Source organism: Clostridium sp. UBA6640 (assembly GCF_002455975.1).
Lineage (GTDB): Bacteria > Bacillota > Clostridia > Clostridiales > Clostridiaceae > Clostridium_J.
This window is the reverse complement of sequence record NZ_DKLM01000031.1, coordinates 53,699-79,590: the sequence shown is the minus strand read 5'-3', so window position 1 is coordinate 79,590 and position 25,892 is coordinate 53,699. Positions and strand designations below refer to the sequence as shown.

General features: G+C 27.9%; 23 protein-coding genes and 2 pseudogenes. 19 read left to right on the top strand and 6 right to left on the bottom strand.

Features of this window, described 5'->3' with window-relative positions; genetic code table 11:
- Positions 1-106: 106 nt before the first annotated feature.
- From B2W91_RS03665 to B2W91_RS03575, 18 genes and pseudogenes are all read left to right on the top strand, one after another.
- On the top strand, positions 107-460 hold the full coding sequence (locus B2W91_RS03665) for a DUF6483 family protein (protein WP_291578923.1): 354 nt from the start codon (positions 107-109) through the stop codon (positions 458-460).
- 339 nt (positions 461-799) lie between these two features.
- Positions 800-1,432: an HD domain-containing protein gene (locus B2W91_RS03660; protein ID WP_291578922.1), complete on the top strand. Its 633-nt coding sequence runs from the start codon at positions 800-802 to the stop codon at positions 1,430-1,432.
- A 297-nt stretch (positions 1,433-1,729) separates the two neighbouring features.
- On the top strand, positions 1,730-2,515 hold the full coding sequence (locus tag B2W91_RS03655) for a class I SAM-dependent methyltransferase (protein ID WP_291578921.1): 786 nt from the start codon (positions 1,730-1,732) through the stop codon (positions 2,513-2,515).
- Positions 2,516-2,671: 156 nt separating this feature from the next.
- Positions 2,672-3,184, top strand: coding sequence for a GrpB family protein (locus B2W91_RS03650; RefSeq protein ID WP_291578920.1), 513 nt, complete (start codon positions 2,672-2,674; stop codon positions 3,182-3,184).
- 29 nt (positions 3,185-3,213) lie between these two features.
- The gene (locus tag B2W91_RS03645; RefSeq protein WP_291578919.1) at positions 3,214-3,732 is read left to right on the top strand and encodes an NUDIX hydrolase; all 519 of its coding nucleotides are present in this window, start codon (positions 3,214-3,216) and stop codon (positions 3,730-3,732) included.
- Positions 3,733-4,007: 275 nt separating this feature from the next.
- Positions 4,008-5,282 carry a S8 family serine peptidase gene (locus tag B2W91_RS03640; protein ID WP_291578918.1) on the top strand — a complete coding sequence of 425 codons (1,275 nt, stop codon included), beginning with the start codon at positions 4,008-4,010 and terminating at the stop codon, positions 5,280-5,282.
- A gap of 380 nt (positions 5,283-5,662) precedes the next feature.
- Complete coding sequence (locus tag B2W91_RS03635; protein ID WP_291578917.1) at positions 5,663-6,145, top strand: GNAT family N-acetyltransferase; 483 nt, start codon at positions 5,663-5,665, stop codon at positions 6,143-6,145.
- Between the two features lie 204 nt (positions 6,146-6,349).
- Positions 6,350-7,357: a phosphotransferase enzyme family protein gene (locus tag B2W91_RS03630; protein ID WP_291578916.1), complete on the top strand. Its 1,008-nt coding sequence runs from the start codon at positions 6,350-6,352 to the stop codon at positions 7,355-7,357.
- Positions 7,358-7,622: 265 nt separating this feature from the next.
- Positions 7,623-8,180 (top strand): DUF3795 domain-containing protein, encoded by a 558-nt coding sequence (locus B2W91_RS03625; RefSeq protein ID WP_291578915.1) that lies wholly within the window; start codon positions 7,623-7,625, stop codon positions 8,178-8,180.
- A gap of 798 nt (positions 8,181-8,978) precedes the next feature.
- Positions 8,979-9,425, top strand: a complete 447-nt coding sequence (locus tag B2W91_RS03615) for a GNAT family N-acetyltransferase (RefSeq protein WP_291578913.1) — start codon at positions 8,979-8,981, stop codon at positions 9,423-9,425.
- An 82-nt stretch (positions 9,426-9,507) separates the two neighbouring features.
- Positions 9,508-9,756, top strand: a pseudogene (locus tag B2W91_RS03610) (CatA-like O-acetyltransferase); the annotation flags it as partial.
- Between the two features lie 208 nt (positions 9,757-9,964).
- Entirely contained in the window at positions 9,965-10,594 is a 630-nt protein-coding gene (locus B2W91_RS03605) for a DUF1847 domain-containing protein (protein WP_291578912.1), read from the top strand.
- Positions 10,595-10,953: 359 nt separating this feature from the next.
- Positions 10,954-11,535 (top strand): annotated as a pseudogene (locus B2W91_RS03600) (flavodoxin family protein).
- Positions 11,536-11,887: 352 nt separating this feature from the next.
- Positions 11,888-12,847, top strand: coding sequence for an alpha/beta fold hydrolase (locus B2W91_RS03595; protein WP_291578911.1), 960 nt, complete (start codon positions 11,888-11,890; stop codon positions 12,845-12,847).
- 314 nt (positions 12,848-13,161) lie between these two features.
- A complete protein-coding gene (locus B2W91_RS03590; protein WP_291578910.1) occupies positions 13,162-13,728 on the top strand; it encodes a non-canonical purine NTP pyrophosphatase in 567 nt (188 codons plus the stop codon).
- Between the two features lie 36 nt (positions 13,729-13,764).
- Entirely contained in the window at positions 13,765-14,094 is a 330-nt protein-coding gene (locus B2W91_RS03585) for a GNAT family N-acetyltransferase (protein ID WP_291578909.1), read from the top strand.
- Between the two features lie 353 nt (positions 14,095-14,447).
- Positions 14,448-14,861, top strand: coding sequence for a GNAT family N-acetyltransferase (locus B2W91_RS03580; protein ID WP_291578908.1), 414 nt, complete (start codon positions 14,448-14,450; stop codon positions 14,859-14,861).
- Between the two features lie 77 nt (positions 14,862-14,938).
- Entirely contained in the window at positions 14,939-15,535 is a 597-nt protein-coding gene (locus B2W91_RS03575; protein ID WP_291578907.1) for a hypothetical protein, read from the top strand.
- A gap of 109 nt (positions 15,536-15,644) precedes the next feature.
- On the opposite strand, the gene B2W91_RS03570 is transcribed toward B2W91_RS03575, so the two are convergent.
- A complete protein-coding gene (locus B2W91_RS03570; RefSeq protein WP_291578906.1) occupies positions 15,645-16,172 on the bottom strand; it encodes a hypothetical protein in 528 nt (175 codons plus the stop codon).
- 363 nt (positions 16,173-16,535) lie between these two features.
- Positions 16,536-19,079 carry a lipase/acyltransferase domain-containing protein gene (locus tag B2W91_RS03565; protein WP_291578905.1) on the bottom strand — a complete coding sequence of 848 codons (2,544 nt, stop codon included), beginning with the start codon at positions 19,077-19,079 and terminating at the stop codon, positions 16,536-16,538.
- Positions 19,080-19,308: 229 nt separating this feature from the next.
- Here B2W91_RS03565 and B2W91_RS03560 point away from each other — a divergent pair, with 229 nt between their 5' ends.
- Complete coding sequence (locus B2W91_RS03560; protein WP_291578904.1) at positions 19,309-19,818, top strand: dihydrofolate reductase; 510 nt, start codon at positions 19,309-19,311, stop codon at positions 19,816-19,818.
- Between the two features lie 123 nt (positions 19,819-19,941).
- Here B2W91_RS03560 and B2W91_RS03555 read toward each other — a convergent pair whose 3' ends face one another.
- The 4 genes from B2W91_RS03555 to nhaC all read right to left on the bottom strand — a co-directional run bounded on the left by B2W91_RS03555 (position 19,942) and on the right by nhaC (position 25,889).
- Entirely contained in the window at positions 19,942-21,240 is a 1,299-nt protein-coding gene (locus B2W91_RS03555; RefSeq protein ID WP_291578903.1) for an AfsR/SARP family transcriptional regulator, read from the bottom strand.
- 35 nt (positions 21,241-21,275) lie between these two features.
- A complete protein-coding gene (locus B2W91_RS03550) occupies positions 21,276-22,823 on the bottom strand; it encodes an amidohydrolase (RefSeq protein WP_291578902.1) in 1,548 nt (515 codons plus the stop codon).
- A 406-nt stretch (positions 22,824-23,229) separates the two neighbouring features.
- Entirely contained in the window at positions 23,230-24,432 is a 1,203-nt protein-coding gene (locus tag B2W91_RS03545) for a M20 family metallopeptidase (protein ID WP_291578901.1), read from the bottom strand.
- 11 nt (positions 24,433-24,443) lie between these two features.
- Positions 24,444-25,889, bottom strand: coding sequence for a Na+/H+ antiporter NhaC (nhaC, locus tag B2W91_RS03540; protein WP_291578900.1), 1,446 nt, complete (start codon positions 25,887-25,889; stop codon positions 24,444-24,446).
- Positions 25,890-25,892: the final 3 nt, after the last annotated feature.

Below are 25,892 nucleotides of genomic sequence, written 5' to 3'. Positions count from 1 at the left end.
ACAAAGTTATTAATATGTTATATACGGAAAAAAGTATAAAAAGAAAGGAGGTAAACTTTAGCGAGGGTTTGATATTTATAATACACTCTTTCACTAAAGATAAACGATGAATAATGATTATATATTAAGATTAGCAGAAGACCTTGGAAAGTTTGCTGCAAAGGTACTTTTACACAAAGAGCAAGAAGAATATGAAAATATTAATTTAGATTCATTATCTTCAGAAGAAATACTTCATATTTTATTAAAAAAACTTGTTTTTGAAGGTAAATATAATGAGGCAGAAAACATATTATTTGAAGAATTACACAAAAATCCTTCTAATGATTTGATTAGCATAGGAAAAGATTTTTATAATATTTTACTTTCAAAGAGTGATGAAGAACTTATTAAAGGAAAATTCTCAAGGGAAGAAGTACTTCAAGGATTAAAGGATATGGAAAAAATTATTGAGAATTAATATTAAAATCAGTTTTTAAATAGATAGTAATTATTAAGATATCGTATTGTTCAGCAATGAATTTTACGGTGTTTTTATTTCAAAATTTAAAGGTTTTTATATTAAATTTAGTAAGTAATTTATAGAACATAATATTATTTTGTATAGGGGAGTGCAGTGCTCACTTAAAAATTAAGCTCTTTTAGAACTAAGTAATATGATGTTAGAAGATAAAAATCATTCCTAGGGAATATGGCGAAATAATACAATAAAGTGTAAAATATGTTATAATTTTCGTATAAATTAAGACATAATTGTATTATGATGGCAAACAATTTGATTATTAGGGGGATGAGTGAATTGAAAAGTCATATTATAGAGGGAGTTCCAACTTTAGAAGAAGCAAAGTTATTATTGGAAGAGGCTGAAAAGATAAATCCAGGACCGTGGATTGGACATTGTAAATATGTTGCGGAAAGTGCAAAATTGATAGCAGCTAATTGTAAGGATTTGGACCCTGAAGTGGCATATACCTTAGGTCTTCTTCATGATATTGGTAAAACAACACCGAGTGGAAGGACCACCATAGGACATATTATGGAGGGATATAAGTATTCTATGGAAAGGGGATATAATTTTTTAGCTAAAATTTGTGTAACACATTCTTGTCCAAGTAAAAATATTTCAGATATTTTTGAAGTTAAAGAAAGTTGCACAGGTGACGGATATAACTTTGTTGAAGATTTTTTAAATAAAGTTGAGTATGATGATTACGATAAATTAATACAATTATGTGATGCATTAGGATTACATAATGGTTTTACACTTATAGAAAAAAGACTTGTAGATGTGGCATTACGACATGGGGCAAGTGAACATGTTATTCCAAAATGGAAAGCTTTCATGGAACTGAAAAATTATTTTGATGAAAAAATAGGAAAATCTATATATAGCATACTACCAGGAGTTGTAGAGAATACCTTTGAATTATAAAGATAACTTTCTACTAAGAATATAATGATTAAATTTGAAATATTCTTATAAAATGTACTACATTAATAATTAAATAATTTATTCATAATACCGTATTATTCAAATTTGAATTTTACGGTATTTTTGTTCCATAATTCAAAGGTTTTATACTAACTTTAATAAGTAATTTATAGAGCATAATAATGACTTTAAATGACTTGTTTCATATCTAAAATTTCGAGCGTCTTAGGTTTAAAAAATATGTTATGATTAATTCATTATAGTAAAATATTGTGAGATAAAAGGGAGGAGAAAGTTATGGGTGAACTTAAATATTTAACAGAGTATTATAATAATTATGATGAAGATGGTCGTCTTACATCAAAGCATGGTCAGGTGGAATTTCTTACTACGATGAAGTATATAAACAAGTTTCTGAAAAAAGGAATGCGTGTTTTAGAAGTAGGTGCAGGGACAGGCAGATATTCACTTACAATTGCAGAAAAAAGATTTCAAGTTGATGCGATTGAACTTATACAACATAATATTGATATTCTCAAGGACAAGGTTACTGAAAATTGCAATATAGATGTCAGACAAGGCAATGCGATAGACTTGTCATGCTATGACGATGAAACTTTTGATATTACGTTAGTTCTTGGTCCTTTATACCATTTGTTTAATGATGATAAAAAACAAGCCATCAGTGAAGCTATCAGAGTTACGAAAAAAGGTGGGGTTGTATTTGTCGCGTATTGTATGAACGACGCAACGATTGCAACTTGGGGTTTCCAGCAAGGCAATATTCTTGAGGGTATTCAAAATGGTATTGTTGACGGAGATACGTTTAAATGTCTGTCAAATCCATCATTACTGTTTGAAATGTATAGGAAAGAGGAAATTGATGAATTAATGGCAGGATATAATATTGAACGCCTTCATTTTGTTGCAACTGATTTGTTAACAAATCATATGCGTAATACAATTGATGAAATGGATGAAAAAATGTTTGAAACTTATTTAAAATATCATTTTTCTATATGTGAGCGTACTGATTTAGTCGGAATAACGCATCACAGTTTAGATGTTTTTAGAAAAAAGTAATACATATATAAAATATATTATATAAATTACCTATGATAGTAAGAAAAGGTGAAGTAAAGATCATTTGTATGATATGCAGATAAATTCAAATGACAAATTCAAAATTATTATTTAATGTTAAGTATGATAAATAGTAAATTTGTGGAGGAGATTTTAATGAAAACAAAATATGTAATAGTAGAAGATTATAATCCAGGATGGAAAAATGAATTTGAACGTATAAAAAATGAATTGTTAATAGTTTTGTCTGGCAAAATAAATTCAATTGAGCATGTAGGAAGTACATCTGTTGAAGGATTGGCAGCAAAACCAATTATTGATATAGATGTTGTGATTGACAAAAATTTCGAAGAAGTAAAAAAGGCATTAAAGTCTATTGGATATATATATGAAGGAGATTTAGGTATATCTGGTAGAGAAGCATTTGCTTATGAGAATAAGTCACATTTAATGACACACCATTTGTATGTATGCAATAAAGATAATGAAGAATTGTATCGGCATATAGTATTTAGAGATTATTTAAGACAACATAAAGAAGATATAGATAGATATAGTTCAATAAAAAAAGAGATGGCTTTGAAATATCCAGAAGATATAGATTCGTATATTGAAGGTAAACAATCTGTAATTTTGGATATTTATAAGAAGTGTGGTTTATGTGAATAAATACAGTAAATTTGAAAGGATGGTGTAATGTGGCAAGAGAAATTTGGGATGCTTATGATAAAGATGGTAACAAATTAGGATTTGATCAATTTAGGGATGAAACTATTCCAGAAGGTGTTTATCATATTGTTGTTGAAATTTATGCGGTGACAGAAAATAATGAAGTGTTGATAACTCAAAGACATCAAAATAAATCATGGCCGTTAAAATGGGAAGTAACTGGCGGCTCAATTTTAAAGAGGGAAACACCAGAGCAAGGCGCTGTAAGAGAACTAAGAGAAGAAACAGGAATAGAAGCAACAGAGTCCGATTTAAATTTTGTATATTCTTATATTTATAAAAATGTTCCTTCAATTTATAAATGTTTTTTAGTATTCATAAATAAAGAAAAAACAAAGATTAAATTGCAAGAAGGAGAAACTATTGATTATCGTTACTTACCATATAATAATTTTAAACAATTCATTAGAACAGATGATTATGTTGATTCGATAAGAGAACGTTTTTGTACTCATGAAAAAATATTTGATACTATCATCAATCAGTGATATATTTCCAATTTACAATAAGTTTATATATAAGTATGATATGCCTAACATCTGAAATTAACTTACATCCTTTATTAAATGAACCAATGACTACATATGTCATTGGTTCATTTAAAATGGAGATATTTATGTGAGCAAAATAGGAATGGATTGTTTACAATCACTATAAAATATTGCTGAAAGATATGTAAGGTAAATGTAAGATAAATTTAACCTCTTTCGATTTCTTCATATGGTTATTAGTACTAAAATGAAGGTAACAAGGGGGGTGGATTATGAAAAAGAAGATATTTTTTACACTTGTTATTATTTTAGGGGGATTTTTAATATTTGCCTTTAATTTCCCACTGTTCAAATATGGAGATTCTAATGTGGATGGAAATAGTGGAATAGCTAGAGTACCTACTGCTGTGGAGTATAAAAGAGGAAAGCTTAAAGAACTTCCTAAATATGATGAAAACTCAAAAAAACCGTGGCAGGTTGATTTGAGAAGCTATGATTTATCAGAACTCAATGTTAAAAATAACTTAAAGGATTTAATGCATGCTGATTTTGATAGTAAAACAAAATGGCCTTCTGATATTCCAAAAGAATTTGATATACAAACTATTATGGAATATGGAAAAAACCCAGGATTGAATTTAAGAAAACTTCATGAAAAGGGCATTACAGGAAAAGGAGTGAGCATGGCCATAATTGATGGGACTCTTTTAGTAGATCATGAAGAATATAAAGATAGATTAAAGTTCTATGAAGAGATTCACAATTATGAAGATGATACTACAACTCTGCATGGGGCGGCTGTTAGCTCTATTGCAGTAGGGGAAACTGTAGGTGTTGCACCAGAGGCAGACTTATATTATATTGCAGAAACTGATGATGATGGAAAATTTACTTTAAGTAATATGGTAACTGGTATTAACTTTGATTTTAAGTATTTAGCGAAATCTATAGATAGAATTATAGAGATAAATGAAACTCTACCTAAAGAAAAAAAGATAAGGGTCATTTCTATGTCTATAGGATGGGATAAGAGGCAAAAAGGATTCAATGAAGTAGAGTCAGCAGTAAAAAGGGCTAAAGATGAAGGAATATTAGTGGTTTCATCAAATTTTGAAGAACATTATGGAGTTGCATTGAGAGGACTTGGAAGAGAAAGCATGAAAAATCCAGATGATTTTAAAAGTTATGAACCAGGATTATTTTGGAAAGATGAATTTTTAAAAAATTACGAAAGATTTAATATAGAAAAGGACTTTATGGTACCGACGGATAGCAGGTATATTGCATCACATAGGGGAAACTCAGATTATGTATTTAGTAGAAAAGGTGGATTTAGTTGGGCTATACCTTATGTATCCGCTTTATATACCTTATGCTGTCAGGTAAATCCTAATATAATTCCAGATGAGTTTGTAAAAGCAGTATTAGATACAGGAGATGTAGTGAAAATAGAGGAAGAAGGGAAAAAATACAATTTAGGAAAAATAGTAAATCCAGAAAAACTTATAGAGAAAGTATCCTCTCAGGAATTAAAAAATCTTAATTAATTCTCGATTAGAATAGAAACCTTATACCATATACTTTTTATTTAATGTAACGACTAAAAAATGAATGATTTATGTGAACATCCCACTATTTAAATATGAATTTTGGGGTGTTTTTATGTTATATTTCAAATATATTACGACTTTATACTGACTTCAGCCAAGTAGCTTATAATAATATGATAGATAATGTTATTTATAAAATAAGGAGAGTAATTATTTTTATTGAGATAAGAAGAAGGAGAACAGTACTTTCTAGGGAATATATTACAATTAAATATTGAAATCAGACTTGAATTTATAAAAATAAGCTTTGAGTGGAATTTAGCACAATAAAAATAAAATTTACATTATAGCAGAATTTTTATGGAAGGATGAGTTTTATGGACATAATGCTAAAAACAAGAAGGAAGGATCATGTAGTGACCTTTTGGGAAAAAACTCGAGATAAAGAAATAAAGAAATTATTTCCCTTTAGTATTAGATCTTTAGACGAAGCATTAAGATTATTTGAGGAGTCTATAAAAGGGGATGCTTTAAGCTACGGCAAGGTAATATATTTTGAAGGAAAATATATTGGAGATATTTGGTGTTATGGTATAGATGAAAGTAATGAAAAAATGTCTATGCTAAGTGTTGTCATCTTTGAAAAGGAGTTATGGGGCAAGGGTATAGCAACAGAGGCTACAAAAGCTTTTGTTAAAGAAGTATTTAATAAGTTTGATATAGAAAAAATTGGAGCATTTACATATTCCAATAATTATGGATCAATAGGACTATTAGAGAAAGTTGGATTTATAAAAATTGAAACATTTATTGAAGATGGAATTGAATCAATATATTTTGAAATACAGGATAAAAAATAAAAGAGACACTAAGAGAATATGATATTAGCTATAGCATTATATATGAGGAAAATAGAATATTTTAAACAAAGCTAAGAAATTTGTTATTAACAAAATATAATCATGAGATATTGTATTCAAACAATCTATTGATTCAATTATTCATCGATTTAAAAAACTGAAAATAGATAATTTTGTGTGAATTATTCTGAAGTGGGAGGAAAAATGGAGGATAATAACAATTTAATTCTAAAGCAAGCTTTTAAACTTTTTCAATTAGACATATCAGAAGTTAATATTAATAAAATTGGTAATTCGGCTAATCTTATTTATGATTTGCAAAATGAACACAATGCATATATTTTAAGAATTTCAAAAAAGACATCTTATAATTTATCACGTTATGAGGCTGAGATGGATTATGTAAATTATTTATTTAGTATGAAAGTAAATGTATCGAGAATAATACTATCTATAAATAATAAGTTTGTAGAAGTTATATATGATAATGATGAATGCTATTTTATTTCGGTATTTGAAAAAGCTAATGGGCATCCTCCAAGAGTGGATAATGCTGATGAATGGAATGAACGCTTATTTTATCAATGGGGAAAGACAATGGGCAAGATTCATTGTTTAGTGAAGGATTATACACCAAAAGAAGGAATAGTTGCAAGAGAGCAGTGGAATGAGGACATTAATTTTGAAGAAGGATATAGAGTTACCAAAGAGGATTTTGCTATTTATAATATATGGACAGAAATAATAAATGAAATGAGTACTTTTCCTAAAGATAAGAACTCTTATGGATTGATACACAATGATTTTCATCAATGTAATTTTTTTATTCATGATGATAGTATAGTTGTCTTTGATTTTGATGATTGTTTATATCATTGGTATGCTTGTGATATTGCAATTGCTCTTTATCACTCGTTACAAACAATTCCTATAGTGAATGCGCAAGAGCGTACAGAGTTTGGAGTTAAATTTATTGAAAATTTTTTAAAAGGATATTTAGAAGAAAATAAAGTTGAAGAAGAATGGATAGAGAGAATACCATTATTTTTGGAATACAGAAGGATTTGTTCATACAACTTTATTTTAAAATTATGGACAAACAATGAGCTTAATGATTCACGAAAAGAGTATTTAAAAAATATCAGATATAATATTGAGAATCGACTACCTTATATTGATATAGATTTTAAAAGGTTGAAAAAATTTGAATGATTTAATGTAATATATTTTGTTTCATGACTTGATTATTAGACGACATAACTACTTAAATAAGGGATGCAAACAATGTTCTTTGAAAATTGAATAATAGTCTATAAAAAATAAAAGTTAGGTCAAGGGTATGGAAAATTAATTTAATAAAATGGTAAATATGATAGGCTTTTCTTATGAGTTAAGACATAGTTGTAAATAACTTCGAAATAACGATTATTTATATAATCTTACTGATAAACAGGAATCTAACAGGGGAGGTACATAAATGAAAAATTTCAAAAGGAACTATCCTTTATTTTCTCTATGTGGCTTAAACTGTGGTTTATGTCCAATGCACTTGGGTAATTATTGCCCTGGTTGTGGTGGTGGTGCAGGTAATCAGTCATGCAAAATTGCAAGGTGTAGCCTACAGCATGGCGAAACTGAATATTGCTATCTTTGTGATGAATACCCTTGTGAAAAATATGATGATATAGATATGTTTGATTCTTTTATTACTCATCGCAATCAGCTGAAGGATTTGGAGAAGGTCAAAAAAATAGGAATAGATGCTTATCAAATTGAACTGGCTGAAAAAATAGAAGTATTAAAATATTTATTGGCGAACTACAATGATGGGCGGAGAAAGAATTTTTTCTGCATAGCTGTCAATCTTTTAGAATTGCAAGATGTAAAATCCGTAGTGGAGCAAATTGCAACTGAAACAAAATCAGATAATCTAACACTAAAAGAGAAAGACACACTTGCAGTAAGCATGTTTCAATCTATGGCAGTAAGTAGAAATGTTGTGTTAAAACTTAATAAGAAAACCAGTAAAAAGTAGTAGTTAAATTACTATTTGTAGTTGAGGTATTTCACATTCTCTTATTTAACGCCAAACAATAAAAAATGAATAATTATTTTAAACACCGTATTATTCATAATAATTATATATTGTGCTCGATAAATAGGAATTTGAAATTCAGATTATTTATAATGCTCAAGGAGAATTATTTATGAAAAAGAAAATTAGAGTTATCACCATACTTTCATTAATAATAGTAGCCGGATTGCTATTTCTAAGCACTGGGGGAAAAATGGCAGGTATTATGCTAACTGATTACTCAATATCCGAAGATGGCAATGTAATGACGCTAGAAGTTGGTGTTGCAAGTAGTATGGGATATATAAGAACGTTTAAATCGAGTCAAGACGGAAATAAAAAATATATTACCTTTTATTCAACATACGGACTTAACAGTAATATCGGTGCTAAAAACGAATTTCAAGTTGAATTAGACCCATCTTGCGATGAAATATATTTTTATCGTGGGAATAGCGAGTACNNATTATTCAAATGAATTTTACGGTGTTTTTACGTCGCAGTACAAATATTTTGCGACTTTATATTAATTTTGATAATTAGCTTATAGTATATAAGGGAAAAGAAATCTAGATGTGCAAAAGAAAACCAGCAAGTACTCTTCCTATCTACGACATCATAGATAATAAAGTAGAATATTATCTGTAAATCTAATACAGCATACACACATTATATATGAAAATAGTAAGGCGTTAGAGATATGTATAATGCATTAATGCGTATTTAATAAAATATTAAGAAGTAAATAATGGGGGTAATATGAGAGACTTAATTATTAGAGAATGTACACATGAAGATTTAGATAGAATCATTTTTCTTCAGCAACAATGGTGTAATACAGATATAACTTATGGGTTTATTCCTGCTGATAAAAAATATCTAGAAGAAAAGCTTGGTAAATATTTTTTTGTTGCTGAGTTAAATGATGAGATTATAGGATTTGTCTATGGGACAGTTCATAAAGCAGAAAATATATGTGTAATTGATAGTGGTCAGTTTTATATAGAAATAGATGATATTTATATATCAGCAAATAATAGAGGATTAGGTATAGGAAGTATTTTATTAAAAAAAATATTAGAAGTTGCTAAAAACAATGGAATTGAGAGGTCTTTAATTTATTCATCAACAAAGGATATTGATAGTATTATAAATTTTTATAAAAAGCATGATTACAAGACATGGTGTGTTCAAATGTTTAAGTAATATATTAAATATAGAGAATGATATTATAACTTTTTCAAATAATGCAAAGAAGAAATCAGAAGAATAAAAAGAATATTTCCCAAAGATAAGTGAAGTAAGAGATGATTTAATATACTATTCTTGTATTCCATGGATATCATTTACACATATATCTAATGAAATAATAATGAATAAAGAAGACTCTATTCCTAAAATATCTTGGGGAAAATATTTTAAGGATGGGGACAAGGTGTTACTACCTTATTCTATACAAGTAAATCACATGCTATTAGACGGTGTGCATGTAGGAAAATTCATTGAAAGATTGCAAGACTTTATAAATTCCATGTAAATTTATTTTTGTAGTGGTGAACAGTGTTTATTTCTAAGATATCATAAATAATAAAGCAGATGAAAAATATTCTTTAAAAATTGAATAATGAGGTGTTAATAAATAAAAATAACTATCTGAAATTATGTAAATATGATATATTTATCATTAGTTAACTGAAAATGTAATTTGAGATGACATATTTTTAATATTAATGGGAGGGTTAAATATGTATACTTGTGCTATGTGTAGTGAAAATTATTGTAAAAAAGGAGAACTTGAAAAATTACCCCGTAATTGTCCATGCAATGAAAAAGAAGAACAAGAAAAAATAAAGAAATTATATAATGAAGAGGAAAATTATAAATTAGCATATAACTCAGCATTAGTTGAAGCAGAAGGATACTGTAAAAACACAAGACTTGAAGAGATAATGGATTTTGCAAATAAGTGTAATTTTAAAAAGTTAGGAGTAGCTTTCTGTGTAGGTCTAAATAAAGAAGCAAAAATATTATGTTCAATATTAAAAAATAATGGGTTTGAGGTTAATTCAGTTGTATGTAAAAATGGAAGCATACCTAAAGATTTTTTAAATATTAAAGATAGTGAAAAAGTAAGCCCAGGCACTTACGAGCCAATATGTAATCCTATAGGACAAGCAATACTTTTAAATGAATCTAAAACAGAACTTAATATAATTTTAGGTTTATGCGTAGGGCATGATAGTTTATTTATAAAGCATTCCAATGCACCTATAACTGTTTTTGCAGTAAAGGATAGAGTTTTAGGTCATAATCCATTAGCTGTAATTTATCAAGCAGAAGCCTACTATAAAAATAAATTATTTCCACAAAAATAATAAGTTGTATTCACCTCAAAACTTGATACTCAAACAGATGAATATAATAAAAGCTTCGGAATATTCTCATTTGAGGTAACAATGGAAAAATGAACAATTTATAAAGACACCGCATTATTCAAAATTGAATTCTGTGGTGTTTTTTCGCCGCAATTCAAATAAATTGTTACAATATGAATAGTAGACGACACATACGGATAATGTTCTTTTAAAATTGAATAATGCGATGATAGAAAATCAAACAGTTTTACATTTATTGCAAAAACAATCCTACATTATTATATGAATGTGATATAATTATCATTAGTTAAGACAAAATATGAAATTTTTATGAAGTATCTTTAAAATGGAGGTATAAAATGAAATATTGCATTCTTATGGGTAGCCCGCGTAAAAATGGAAACACATCTAAGCTATTAAAACCTTTTGTTGAAGAACTTAAACTTCAACAAGTTCAATATGATTTAATTTGACTTTATGATAAACATATTAAGCCTTGTACTGCTTGCCGGAATTGTCAAAAAGACTGGACAATTTTTGGATGTCGATATGCTGATGACGTGCAGGAAATTTTTGATAAAATATATGGTTGTGATGTCATTATTTTAGCTACACCTATCTATTCATGGTATTGCACACCACCTATGAAATCATTATTGGATCGTTTAGTGTACGGAATGAATAAGTATTATGGCGATGAAAAAGGGCCTTCTCTTTGGAATGGTAAAAAGTTAGCTATTATAACTACCTGTGGGTATAAACCAGGAGAAGGAGCTGATTTATTTGAAGAAGGTATCAAACGATATTGTAAGCACTCTCAGCTAAAATATATTGGAATGCTTGCTGAAAGAGATTTTGGATATAAATCTACTTTTATAACGAATGATAAAATTGAGCATTCAAGATTATTTGCCCGAAAACTAATAAGTGGTAAAGTATAATATGATATAATTCTTAGCTCATAGTTTTCTTATTTAATGTTATAATCGAAAAATAAATGACTTACTTGAACACCGTATTATTCAAACTAAATTTTGTGGTGTTTTTGCGTTGTAATGAAAATATATTGTAAATAGGCAAAATAGCTAAATGATGAAAAAATATATAAATATTAAATATGAAAATAATATTCTTTTATTATTTAATTTGTAAAATATATTGATGTATATTTGGTAAAATCGGGTATGATCTCATTAAAGCTAATTCTACATTGTATTAGAAGGTAACCAAATATTATTTATATAACATAACTCAGTAGAAAAGGGGGCAATTACTATAAAGATAGTGAAAAATGTGAATGTAAGCATTGTAACAATTGCTGGTATTTTACTAATAATTATTTTAATTAGCTTTATTAATCATAAAATTAAGTTAAGCCAAGAATCGAAATTATTTCAACCATCAGGTACAATGGTTACGGTCAATGAACACCTTATGCATGTTTATAGTGAAGGTAAGGGTGATTTTACTTTAGTATTTATGTCAGGAGGGGGGACTTGTTCTCCAACATTGGACTTTAAAAGTTTATATTCCCGATTAAGTGATGATTATCGTATTGCAGTTGTAGAGAAAGCAGGATATGGATTTAGTGAAGTTGTAGATGTTCCTAGAGATATAGATACAGTTCTAGAAGAAACGAGAAAAGCGTTAACCTTAGCTGGAGAAAAAGCTCCATATGTACTATTTCCTCATTCTATGTCTGGAATAGAAGCATTTTATTGGGCAAGAAAGTATCCAAATGAAGTTGCGGCTATTGTAGGATTAGATCCAGCTGTTCCAGATGCATATGAGAACTATCCAATGCCAAATAAAGTTGCTTTAAATTTGTCTGCATTTGCAGCTAAAATTGGATTAACTCGATTTATTCCATCTATTTGTAGCAATTCAGCAGCAATACAAAGTGGTTCTCTAACTGATGATGAAAAACAAATATATAGATCAATTTTCTATAGAAGAACGGCTACGAAGACAATGTTACGGGAACTAGATTATATTAAAGAAAGTGCAAAGAAAATTAATGAAATGGGATTATTGAGAGTACCTATGTTATTCTTTATTTCAAATGGTGATGATACAGGTTGGGAGAAAGGACAGTGGCGAAAATATTTAATAGACTATGTTTCAAGGGTGCATGAAAGCCAACAAGTCTTATTAGATTGTGGTCACTATGTTCATGATTACGAGTATGAAACAATTGCAAATCAAAGTAAAAAGTTTTTAAGCAAGGTAATAGTAGGAGAAAGAGTAAATTAAGAAGTTAAGTCGCTTTTTTCTTAAATAATATAATAACTATAAAATCAAAAAATTCTTAAGGTAATCTATTATTCAGTAATAAATTTTACAGTATTCATTAAAGATATTACTGATTTATGTGATGAGGCAAATTGATAAACTTTAGTATAAAAATAGTGATCTCTAAAACCTGAATAATGCTATATTAGAAATAATGTGCTGATACATATTTAAAGAAATATAGTGAAATTCTCCTAAGATAATTTTACATTATAAAAAACTGTTAATTATGTAGAAAAATTAAAATTAATTAAAAGATAAAAAGGAGTTTATTTATGGATAATACTTTAGTTTATGTTACAGGCAATGATACTAAGTTTGAGGTTGCGTTAAAAACATTTTCTAATACAGGAATTACTCTATTACAAAAGAGTTTAAGTACTCCTGAAATTCAGAGCGAAAGTGTTCAAGAGGTAGCTATGTATTCTGCTAGTTGGGCAAGTAAGGAACTAAATAAGCCAGTTATTGTAACAGATGCTGGTTTTTATATTGAAGCTTTAAATGGATTTCCTGGACCTTTTATCAAGTTTGTAAATGAATGGTTCTCTGTAGATGACTATATTAACTTAATGAAAGGTAAAACTAATCGCACTATTATCATTCAAGATTGCTTGGCATATTGTTATCCCGATGAGGATCCAGTTGTTTTTACTGGAACATATCGAGGAAAATTATCAGTTAACCCTGGAAATAAATGCGGTACTCCAATTGAACAAATTTTTATTCCTGAAGGTTTTGATGTTCCCATTTCAAATATACCTGAGGAGGAAATGGTAGCCTATTGGAGTAATGGTGAAATAATGAGTAATTTTAAAGAATATATTTTGACTAAATGTAGGTAGTCTTGAAATAAATATTATTTTAAAAAAGGAGTTACAATGAGAGTATATAGATGTACTAGTTTAGATATCGAACTAGTAGTTGAAGCAATGAGTAAAGTAAAATCAGAAGAAGATAGTGTTGAAATATTAAATGAAACTGCTATTAATAAATTCCTTGCTAATGAAAATAATTATTTTTTAGCTGCAATGGAGAATCAACAGGTTTTGGGGTATGCAATAGGTTATTGTCAAAATCGTTTGGATATGACAGGAGATATGATGTGTTTATATGAAATTGGCGTATTAAAAGAATTTAGACGACAAGGTGTTGGAAAGGCATTAATTAATGAGCTAATAGAAATATGTCATAACATAAATTNNCTATAAAAATGTGGGTGCCAACAAATAAACATAATATTTCAGCTTGTACTCTTTATGAAAAAACCGGCGGAATTACTTCTGTATTAGAGGATGAGATTATATATACATACAAATTTTAAGTATATTGATCTAAATATAAAAATGTTTTTAATTAGGGGGAAAGCCATGGAGGATAAAAATATAAAAGAACTCCATAAATTCTTTACCAGAAAATGAAGAAATGGATAAGATTTTTGTTCATATAAATAATTTTATGGATAATAGATTAAAATTGAAATGCTAAATTATTAATTTTAAATATATTGGTAACAAATATAAAGTTCTTATATAGATAGTAATGTATAAAGGATGTGAAATATTTGATTATAGCTAAGTTAGCAACTTTAGAAGATATAGATGAACTTATTAATATGAATTATGAATTTAATGGTGTAAAGGTAAGTTATGAGAAAGTTAGAGAAAGTCTTAAAAGAAATAATGAACTAGTAGCTGTATCTATAGCTGATGATAAAATTATAGGTTTTGCTTGTGCACAGTATAATAAATCTTTTTGTTATGAAGAGTTCAGTGGCGAAATTACAGAACTTTATGTAAAAAAAGATTTTAGGCGCATGGGAGCAGCCTCTACTTTAATATCCTATCTTGAGAAAGAATTAAGATCATTAGGAGTTAAAGATATAAAGATAATAACTAATATAAAAAATGAAGCTGCTCAAAAAATTTACACTGCATTAAATTACAAATTAAAGAATTGGGTAGTGTTTCATTCGTAAATTTATTAATAAAAATTATAATAAATTTTACAAAAGATTAAACTGGACTTATCTAATTATATGAAAAGAGGTTATTCATGTTTAAAAGTAGAAAAATAGAAAATTCACAAGTCATAGAGATGAGGACAAACTTTGAATTGAAACTTCTTGAGAAAGCAAAGCTAATGGAAGTAAAATCACCACCTACTCCTTGGACTAATAAAGTAATTCTTTCTGGAGCTGGAATTATTGCAGGTGGTTGGGATTCACAGGATAAAATCTTTCTAATTTCAGATTCTGCATATAGTATAAATAATCCATCAACTGGTGAGATGATTAACATAGTTTATGATGTTGAAATTATAGACAATAATCTTGCGGATGATTATTTAAGGTTCATTAATCCAGTTACTAGGGAAGTTATTGATATTTTTGGACTGAATGCAGGAGATGGGGTTCATGTAAGCTATGATGGATGGTGTTTGGAAGTAATATATCCTTGGTGGCCACGAGCGTCAGTTGTTATTAACAACGTTTTTCAGCCTGGAGCTTCATCAAGAGAATATTTAGATTATGCATATATGATTGATACTGAACAATTAGATGGATGGATCAAATGTGGATTTTCTAAATCAGGTAATCATTTTGCAATATTAGGTTCAGGAGGGGCAATTATATATTCAAGAGAAATATGATTGATTGTAAAATTTAATAGTTACAGATATTTTATAATAAAATTTATTTTATGTAGGGGAGAACAGTGTTCTCCCGAAAATTTAAATTAGTTATTGAATATATAATTTTTTATTTATAAGTTTTAAAAGCCACATTAAAATGACCCTCTTTAAATTCTTTACATAAACTTTTTTCTAAATAATCCTTAAAATAATCATATTCTTCATTTGGAATAGAAAGAGTAACTATTATATCAGCATAAAAGGTACCTCTTAAATTATTAAAAGATATATTTATACAATTTTTATCAATGTATATATGCTGTTTTTTAAGTTCATTTAATACGGTATATATAATTTTGTCTTGATATTTATTTAAAAATTTTTTATTTGAAGTCTCTTTATTTTTTTCCTTGCAAATACTTATAGTAGGTATTGCTAAAGGAATAAAAGTGAATATTAAATGAACTTCACTAAGATTATAATATTGTCTTAAAATTAAATTTATAGTAAAAATAATTAGAGGCGCTACTAGGGTTGCGTATAAAGTTAGTATAAAAATGTCTATTAAAAGTTTTTTACTACAACTTTTATATAAAAATCTATAAATGATAAAAATTATTATTAAGAGCACTATATTAATTAATATTACTTCCATAATAAATAGCTCCTTTAAGGCATTTTAGCATATAGATGTACTACTCATAAATTTAATCTATCTCTGGAAAATTAGTATCTGAACTAAAATTCAATTTACAATGCACAATTCATGATTAACAATTATGGATATTTCTCAGTGGTAACTGGGAAATTTAAAATTGATTAATTGTAGCGGCGAACAGTGTTCGCCATATAATAACTAGCAATTGTATTGTTAGTCAAAAATCTATTAAAGAAATTATTTTGATAAAAATAATTCCATCCTTAATTGTGCATTTTGCATTGTGAATTGTGAATTAAAATACAATAAAGGTATGCATTAATTTTTAAAGTAGTTTATCTATTATTTTTAAAAAGATGCCTAATATCTAAAAATTATATTATGAACCCTAAGTACTTTAACACTATTAATTTTTACTTCAATTACAAGGAAAAAAGTGTTAAATTCCTCAGAAAAAATATTTTTATTTAAAAGAGAAGCTTTTAAATCTTTAGGAATTAATTTTGAAGAATAAGTAAAATCTTCATTAAAAGCAGTAGACAATTGATAAATGTCTTGAAAAGCTTTGTCCTTATCTTTTATACCTATATAAGATTTTAAATTGGGATATATTAATAATTCCTTTGAAGATTTATTAAAAAGCTTATAAGTAAAGCTATAAGGATTGTCACTATTTAAGTCTATCTCCTCATGAAGATTATTAAATATTACTTTTAAAAGTTCTTCTTTAATTATTTCAACTTCAAAAATATCAGATATTATAAATATAGAGTTATTGCTTATAACATTATCTCCCTTAGAAGGTTTTAATTCTACTAACAAATCATTATCTTTTTTGCATATTTTGTAGTTATCAGTTTGTAGACCTTTCATAAAGAGGTCAATATATTTACAACTGTCCTTATGGGATTTTATTATTTTTTCTATAGCATCTTCATCAATAGTAAAGGTTAAACTTCTTTCTATGTCAAAAGCATCTTTAACTTTTATCTCCATAGGTCTGACAATATAATCATAATTTATTCTAGTAAGCTTATTACTTTCTATTAGAGATAAATCAATAAGTTCAATTTCTTTGTAAAGGCTTTTATTATTTAATTCTACAGAAACAGAATATGATAAACTATTAAATTTTAATTTTACTTTTATATCTTTTATATCTAAGTAATAAAATGTTTTTTCTTCTATAGGCTCTTTATTTCCTAAGGCATCTTTAGAATATACTATAATATTATTTATTCCAGGTTTTAACTCTAAATCAATTAAATCACCATTATCAATTAATATAGGTTTATTTTTGTTTATTGAGCACCAAGTTTGAACTACACCATAAGAGCCTTCTTCTAAATTATCTATTTTTAAATTAACTTTCCCAGTACCATATAAGTACCCTTCATCAGAAGCATTTATTTTCTCTCCTATTATGCTATATTTTGTTTTAGGAAGATCTATATTGTTTTTGTTAATAAAGTTATCCAGAATATAAAGTTGCTGCTTAATTTTTTCTATACCATTATTGATGAATAGTTGGAACTTATCAATGAGTGAATTAATTATTAAATCTGCTCTAAGTCCTTTATCAATATTAAAGCTTTTAAATACCGCAGTCTTTTTTAAATTTCCATCCTCGTATTCATCTACTGAAATTGTTACAGCACCTCTATCATAGCCTTCAATAATGAAACTTTCGCTATCATCTTCATCTTCAACTATAAAATAAATACTATCGCCTATACTTTGAACTTTGTTATTATAGCTATATATATTTAGGTTATCCAATTGAAGATTTTCTGTATTGCCATAAAGTGTATTGCCTTTTTTATCTTTCAAATATACAACTACTGGACAAGCAATTTTAACAATTTTATATTTAAAATTCATGGCATTTACATCATCTAGAGTATAAACTTTATGTTTATCTCCATATTGTACTGGAGCGTTATTAAAAATAAGCTTTAACATATTGTGTACAACAGAACTCCTAACTAATTCACCATGATCACATTTCACAAAGTATTTTTTTGTAGTATCAGTCATAGCACTGTAAAGAGGCACTGTACCATCACCATCATTAAATTTGCCTTTAAACTCACCATGATTTTCAATTAAATTACATAGAGTAGGTATGTTAAAACCTATGACTTCATGATGAGATATATGAGATGGCAGGGAAGAAGTTAAAGCTTTATAAAATTTATCTAAGGTTAAAATTGCATTTAAATCCACATCTTTTAATAGAGAAATGTATATATCATTATAAATTTCTTTCCAAGATAAAGCTTTGTTATTTTTAATTAAATAATAGTCTTTAAGATTTTTATAGTGATTACAATAATCTTCATTAGGCAAAAGCTGATATATACTTGGGAAATATTTAATAATTTTTTTTGATTCACCTTTAGATAATATTATAGGGAACAAGTCATTAGGAACAGATTTACCAAATAATATAGCTTTATAGGCATCAGGAGAACCATTGTAGGGGGTTCCAAGAGTTATTATTTTATTTATTTTTGATAGTATAGGATCATCTTTATACTCTTCCAAAAATAATTTGACTATAATTCCACCCATGCTATGAGCTACAATTACTACTTCATCTACATTTTTATTTATTTTTCCTCTTAAAATGCTAGGTTGAAGGAGGTTATTTTGTCTCCAATCATAGTAAAAAGCTGTATATTCTGTACATTGAGTTTTCAAAAATCTTTCTAAACTAGTATAAGCTATAGGAACTATGCTAGAAGCAGAGATAGAATTATCATCTAAATCTTTAAGTACATCATAAAAATTAATATCAAAAATATGTGAGATGTGTTTAGGCCAGATTGTAAGTTGTTTTTGAGATAATGTACTTCCCATAATTCCTGGAATCATTATTATTTGTCTAGTTATTTCACTCAAAATTTCCCCCGAAAATTACTTGTTTTCTATATAAATATATAAAGTTAAACATACTTTTAGAAATAAAATTAGTTATCTTTAAAAATAAATAATTTAGAGAGTGATTATTTTTAAAAAGAGCTTAAAAATAACATAATAGATAAATTAAAATAAGAGAATTATGCATTAGAATTATGGATATGATAAAATATTATTAATTACAAAATATTAGAAAAAGTGGAGATGAATTATGAATTTAATTGTTGCTGTTGATAAGAATTTTGGTATAGGTAATGAGGGGAATTTATTAACTTATATTCCAGAGGATTTAGAAGATTTTAAGAAGAAAACTATAGGAAAAGTTGTAGTTATGGGAAGAACTACCTTAGAATACCTTCCAAATAAAGCGGCTTTGAAGAATAGAATTAATATAATATTAACTAGAGATGAAGACTATAAAGTGGAGGATGCCATAGTCGTAAGTTCATTGGAAACTTTATTTGAGATTCTTAAAAGTTATAATAGTAAGGATATATTTATAATTGGTGGAGAATCTATTTATAAAAAACTTGAAGGCTATTGCGAGTTTGCATATGTTACTAAAATAAATAACACTTATAAGTCAGATAGGCATTTTTTAAATATAGATGAGGATAAAAAATGGGTATTGCAGAATAGAGGAGAAACAATTACTTCCTCATCTGGAGTAAGTTTTAATTTCAATATTTATAGAAATACTAAAATATTAAATTTTGATTAGCATGGTTTCTCAGGGGAGCCATAAAGAGCTCTATTATTGTTTTAAAAAGTGGCGAACACCGTTCGCCGCTACAAATAAAAATAATCAGTTATTCATGGTCAATTCTTGATTATATAGGTTATACTAAGTATATTTTAATTTATCAAATTTGCTATCATTTTCATCAGAACTTACAATAAATTTTATATTAATATTTTCATTCCTAATTATATAGTATTGCAAGAAATCAAAGGAGATATTATCCATCATATGCAAGTTTTCTATTATAATTGTAATAACAGTTATAGCAGATATATAATTTAATAAATTTTCTAAAGCAATAAATATTCTATTTTTTTCTGTTTGAGGTGTTAGTATGTCTCGGACAATTAAGGTATCATCTATATATTGAACTTTAGGGTGTACTCTAAGCAGGTCTACCCAATAATACTTTTCAAACCTTCTTAATTGTCCTATATCATAAATTGAAATAATACAATCAATAACATTTGAAATCCAACAGTAATTTATAGATTTTATAGGATAACATTTTGTGCACATTATATTTTTAGATGACGCTTTTGATAAATTCATTTGCAATGGTTTTATATCATTTTTATCTATTTTTAAAAGTGTTAACTTAACAGATGTATTTTCTATGTATCTTTCTTTATGGGAAGGTTTTAAAGAACCATTGATTAAACCTTCATAAAGATTACGAATATCCTCCATGGGTCTCACGTTTAGCTCTTCTCTAAGAATATTTTCACATCTTTCATATTGTTTAATAGCAGAACTTCTATCCCCTAAGTCAATATATATTTTCATAAGTTTTAAATATAATTCTTCTTTAAAAGGATTTATATTTAACATTTCTTCTAAAAGATTGATAGCATTATCATACTCTTTATCTTCATAATGTATATCTATAAGTTTACATAAAATATCTTCATAAGTCCTTTGGAGCTTTGCTCTTTCATAAAATATCCAGTCATTAAATTCAGGACAATTTTTTATATAAAATTCTTCTAAAAATTCACCTCTAAAAAGTTTTTTAGCATCATTAAGATTAACTTTTGTATTATGATTTTTTTCTATAGAGTTTAATATATTGTCTAAATGAAAAATATCTATATAAAAATCATAATTAGGATTAATCATACATGAATCTTTTGTGCTAATTATTATGTCTTCAGAAAATTTATTTTCATTTATAATTTTTCTTATATTCCAAAAATTATATCTTAAATTGTATCTAGCAGATTCAATATTAACTCCATTCCAAAAGTAAGTAGCCAATTTATCTCTTCCAAACTTTTTTCCTTTATTAGCACATAAAAAGCACAGTAAAGCAATAGCTTTACTACTTAGTTTTTCGAGGATTGATTGGCTGTCTAATCGTATTTCTATATTCCCGAGAAGGTATATTTCAAGTTTTTTCAACTGACATCACCCTTTGTTCTAAATAATATCTTCAATTATCTAAGGTTATTTTCATAAAGTATATGTCCTTCTTTTATAGTTGCCAAAATCTCTATATCCTTAAGATTTTCTTTAGGTATCCCTAAAGGATTTTCATTTAAGACTACAAAATCAGCATACTTATCAACTTTAATTGATCCTTTAATATTATCCTCAAAAACTGCATAAGCACTATTTATAGTAAACATCTTAATGGCTTCTATAACAGATATCCTATGTTCACTTATAGGATGATTGACAGCAGAATGAATACCTAAAATAGGGTTAATAGGAGTTACATCACTATCTGAACCACCACAAATTATTAGTCCATTATCAATTATTTTTCTAAATGGATTTGTCTTTTCACATTTTTTCTTACCAATTGTTTTAGAGTACATTTTATCATATCCACCCCAAAGATATTCGTAGGTAGGCTGCATGGATGCAATTAATCCAAGCTTCTTTGCTCTTTTTATGTGATTTAAAGATGGAAGTTCAAAATGTTCTACTCTATTCCTAAGATTTTTATTAGGATAGATGCTTTGGGCATATTCATGAGCAGTTATAATTTGCTCAATAGCTCTTTCTCCAACAGCATGTGTACTTACTTGCATATTATTTTTATATGCTTTAAGAATAAAAGAATTTATTTCTTCTTGAGTGAAATAAAGTTTTCCGTAAGCATCGTCATAGCCTAAATAAGGTTCAGAAAGAGCAGCAGTTCTGGAACCGAAAGATCCATCTAGGAATATACTTCCGCCAATTCTTTTAAGATTTTTATCAAGAACTTTGTTTATATTCACTGTTTGATAAAATAAAATAATATCTATAGGAAAACTATCTTTATTATTATAAATGAATTCAGCATCCTTATCATGGAAGGTGAATCCTCCTTCCATAGCATTTATGGAAGTTACTCCTTTAGCTATAGCATCTATTAAAGTTTTATTTACTCCTTCTAATCTCATCTCTGAACTGATTTTTGCTAGTATTTGCTTTCTTACTAGAGCACTAGCACTTCCTGTTAAAACTCCTGTAGGAATATTGTTTTTCGTTTCTATTCCTTCTGCATTTAAAGGTGTTTTAAGCTTATGAAGAGCTAAGGAATTTACTATACTAGTGTGATATTCAACTCTATTTATCCATACAGGATGATCAGGTGCACAATTATCTAGCTCATATCTATTAGGAAGTCTTTTTTCATCTAGCTTATATTCATCAAGTCCCGTAGCTCGTATAAATTGACCTTTAGGAGTTTCTTTAGCTTTGTATTCAATTAATCGAAATATTTGTTTAAGGCTTGTACATTCACTTAAATCAAGGCTTAAGCTATTTAATCCTGTTTGAACTAAATGGACATGACTATCATAAAAACCAGGAAGAATAGTTTTTCCTTTTAAATCAATTACATCTGAACTATTGGATATATAAGCTTTAAAACCTTCATCATTTCCAAAGTCATATATTAAATTATTTTTTATAGCTATCCAATGATAAATAGCATTGTTATTTTCTAAACTTATAATCTTTCCATTATATAAAAGTAAATCTACTGATATCATAAACTTCAACTCTCTTTTAATTTAATTATAAAGAGCTCATCATACTTAACAATTATATATTAAGATATTTTGCTCTCTTAGGTGCCTCATAAAAAATAATTATTCATTATTGTAGCAAATTTTAGACCCCTTAAATAAATTTATAATTCTCATGAATCATGAGAATCTCTAAATTCATAGCTAATAATATTCTATCATTGAGAGGAGATAAAAAACAGTTCCAATTTGTATTTATATTTAAATGCTTAATAGGGTTGAGGCATTTAATTTTTTAAAGAATTAAGAATAAAATAAGCAACTTTTAATTGTTAAGTTAAGCTTTTATTTCTTTCTCTTTAAGAAATCGTAAAATTATATTAATATTTAAGCAGAGAAACCTCCTATAGAAACTACAGGAGGTTAGTGCTTAAATAGAAAGACTATTTATTAGAAAATCAAAAATTGAAAGTGCTGTATCAATAACTGAATCAATATATACAAATTCGTTAGCAGTGTGATAGTTTTCTCCATCAGCACCGAAAATTAGAGTAGGAATATTCAATCTTGAACCTATATAATTAAAGTCACCTATGCTTGAAAAATACGCAATATGGGGACTTTTACCACAACAACTTTCAATAGATTTTATCATTTTTTGAACATAGATGTTATTTTCATCTACAGTATAAGGCATAAACCCTCTAGTTCCTTCACTAGGAGCTTCTCTAAAATTAAATTCTATTTTTGAATTTATGTCAGCTTTTTTTACAGCTTCAAACAATTCATTTTTAATAGTTTCCTCATTTTCTCCTCTTACAATATGTCTAAAAACTGTAAAGGAAGAAGTGTCTGGTACACTACATGCTTGTCCGCCGCCTTCTGTAGAAATGACACATATTGAACCTTTTCCTAATTTGTCATCTTCAATTAAATTTGATTTCTCAAGTTCAAGCATAACTTTAGCTGCTTCTATAGCAGCATTTATACCTTTATCAGGATTAGCTGCATGAGCAGATTTACCATGAAAGTTAACAGTGTAATTATAACCACCTCTAGCACCTAAACATAGACAAGGAAAAGGTTTAGAGCAAAAACCGCTACTAGGTTCAGTAACTATTGCCACATCAGCATTTTTGGCAATTCCATCTTCAATTACTGCGTTAGTACCTAATCCGTAAGGGCCTTCTTCATCAGAAACAAAGGAATATATTATTTCACCTTTAAAGTCATCTACTAAATTTTTAAAAGCTTCTAAGGCAAGCATTATAGCTACTGCGCCAGATTTCATATCTAAAGCACCCAAACCATAAAGTTTATTATCTTCAATAGTTGTTTTTAATCCATCGTAAGTCCAACCGTTACAAAGATTAACTGTATCTAGATGAGCATTTAAATATATACAAGGTCCACTTGAATTACCCTTTAAACTTCCAATAACATTTACTCCTTGAAATTTTGTTACGTTATTTTCTACATAATTATGAAATTTAGGATTTAAATCTCTATGTTTTAACCAATCATAAGTAAAATTCATAATTTCTTTTTCTTGAAAATAAGGACTAGGTATTTCAACAAGTTTTGATAATAGACTTATTACTGTTTCTTTATTAATGTAATTAGTTTTATTCATTAGTCTTCTCCTTATTTTAATTCTAAGTTATTATTTTTATAGCTACTTAAAGATTTAATATCTCCTTCTTTGAACATAAACTTATCAGTATAAGCGTAAATTATAGCTATTAGTGGTGTTAAATATGCCAAGAACACATAAGGTGCATAAGAAAGAGTTGGAACTCCTAGTACTCCTGTAAAATAAACACCACATAATCCCCAAGGAACTAATGGAGAAGTTACTGTAGCAGAGTCCTCACAGGTTCTTGAACAAACTTGTGGAAGTAAATTTAGCTTCTTATAAGCTGGAACTAACATTCTGCCAGGAATAATGATGCCCATATATTGGCTAGCTGAGAATATGTTAACTGCTATACCGGATAAAACGTGTGTAGTTATAAGCCCTTTTTGAGTACTTACAATTTTAGGAATTTTCCCTAATATGACTTCTAATACTTTAGTTTTCTCTAGAACTCCACCAAGGCTTAATGCTAAGAAGCCAAGAGAGATTGTCCACATCATACTTTGAAGTCCACCACGACTAAGTAGAGAGTCAATTTCTGCAATACCTGTGCTAGAAACAAATCCATCATTCATAAAAGAAAGCATTTCACCAACACCATAACCTTGAAATAACACCGCAAATAATAGTCCAACTAAGGATGCAATAACCATAACTGCAAGGCCAGAGACTTTTTTTACAGCTAATATAACTACTACAATAGGTGGAATTATAGTTGCAGGACTAATCCAATAATTATCTTTTAATCCATTTAACATGATATCTATTTGAGTTGTATCAATTGATGTACTCTTAAACTTTAAGCCTAATATTCCATAAAGTATTAATGAAAGTATAAATGCTGGACCAGTAGTATAAATCATACTTTTTACATGATCAAATAAATTTGCTTCACCAACTCCGGCAGAAAGGTTAGTTGAATCTGAAAGGGGAGACATTTTATCACCAAATATAGAACCAGTTATAATAGCACCAGCAGTTAGCTCAGGTGGAATATTAAGTCCCATACTAATACCCATAAAGGCAACACCAAAGGTAGCACCTGTAGTATAACTACTTCCAGTTGATACTGAAGCAACTGCACAGATAAATGCGGCAGTTAATAAAAAATATTTAGGCGAAATTAGTTTAAGTCCATAATAGATTAATGTAGGAATTGTACCAGCAGGTATCCAAGATGCTATAAGTACTCCTACAAGCATCAGTATAAGCATAGGAATCATTGCTATTTCACAACCATAAAGTATTCCTTTTTCAACATCACTCCAACTAAATCCAGACATAAGTGCAACTATTGCAGCAACCACTGTTGCTAAAATTAATGTAATATGTGTTGCGTATGGTTGCTTTAATACAAAGATTTGTACTGCCATAGCAGCACATAGAAAAAATACTACAAACAATGCAGCACTAAAGCTAGGCATTTTTTCTTTAGATTTGTTTTGACTTGCCATAAG

Bases quoted from the DNA above. Each gene is read 5' to 3' on its own strand.
- B2W91_RS03665 (WP_291578923.1), top strand. From the start codon at position 107: ATGAATAATGATTATATATTAAGATTAGCAGAAGACCTTGGAAAGTTT.
- B2W91_RS03655 (WP_291578921.1), top strand. From the start codon at position 1,730: ATGGGTGAACTTAAATATTTAACAGAGTATTATAATAATTATGATGAA.
- B2W91_RS03650 (WP_291578920.1), top strand. From the start codon at position 2,672: ATGAAAACAAAATATGTAATAGTAGAAGATTATAATCCAGGATGGAAA.
- B2W91_RS03640 (WP_291578918.1), top strand. From the start codon at position 4,008: ATGAAAAAGAAGATATTTTTTACACTTGTTATTATTTTAGGGGGATTT.
- B2W91_RS03635 (WP_291578917.1), top strand. From the start codon at position 5,663: ATGGACATAATGCTAAAAACAAGAAGGAAGGATCATGTAGTGACCTTT.
- B2W91_RS03630 (WP_291578916.1), top strand. From the start codon at position 6,350: ATGGAGGATAATAACAATTTAATTCTAAAGCAAGCTTTTAAACTTTTT.
- B2W91_RS03625 (WP_291578915.1), top strand. From the start codon at position 7,623: ATGAAAAATTTCAAAAGGAACTATCCTTTATTTTCTCTATGTGGCTTA.
- B2W91_RS03615 (WP_291578913.1), top strand. From the start codon at position 8,979: ATGAGAGACTTAATTATTAGAGAATGTACACATGAAGATTTAGATAGA.
- B2W91_RS03605 (WP_291578912.1), top strand. From the start codon at position 9,965: ATGTATACTTGTGCTATGTGTAGTGAAAATTATTGTAAAAAAGGAGAA.
- B2W91_RS03590 (WP_291578910.1), top strand. From the start codon at position 13,162: ATGGATAATACTTTAGTTTATGTTACAGGCAATGATACTAAGTTTGAG.
- B2W91_RS03575 (WP_291578907.1), top strand. From the start codon at position 14,939: ATGTTTAAAAGTAGAAAAATAGAAAATTCACAAGTCATAGAGATGAGG.
- B2W91_RS03570 (WP_291578906.1), bottom strand. From the start codon at position 16,172: ATGGAAGTAATATTAATTAATATAGTGCTCTTAATAATAATTTTTATC.
- B2W91_RS03560 (WP_291578904.1), top strand. From the start codon at position 19,309: ATGAATTTAATTGTTGCTGTTGATAAGAATTTTGGTATAGGTAATGAG.
- B2W91_RS03550 (WP_291578902.1), bottom strand. From the start codon at position 22,823: ATGATATCAGTAGATTTACTTTTATATAATGGAAAGATTATAAGTTTA.
- B2W91_RS03545 (WP_291578901.1), bottom strand. From the start codon at position 24,432: ATGAATAAAACTAATTACATTAATAAAGAAACAGTAATAAGTCTATTA.
- nhaC (WP_291578900.1), bottom strand. From the start codon at position 25,889: ATGGCAAGTCAAAACAAATCTAAAGAAAAAATGCCTAGCTTTAGTGCT.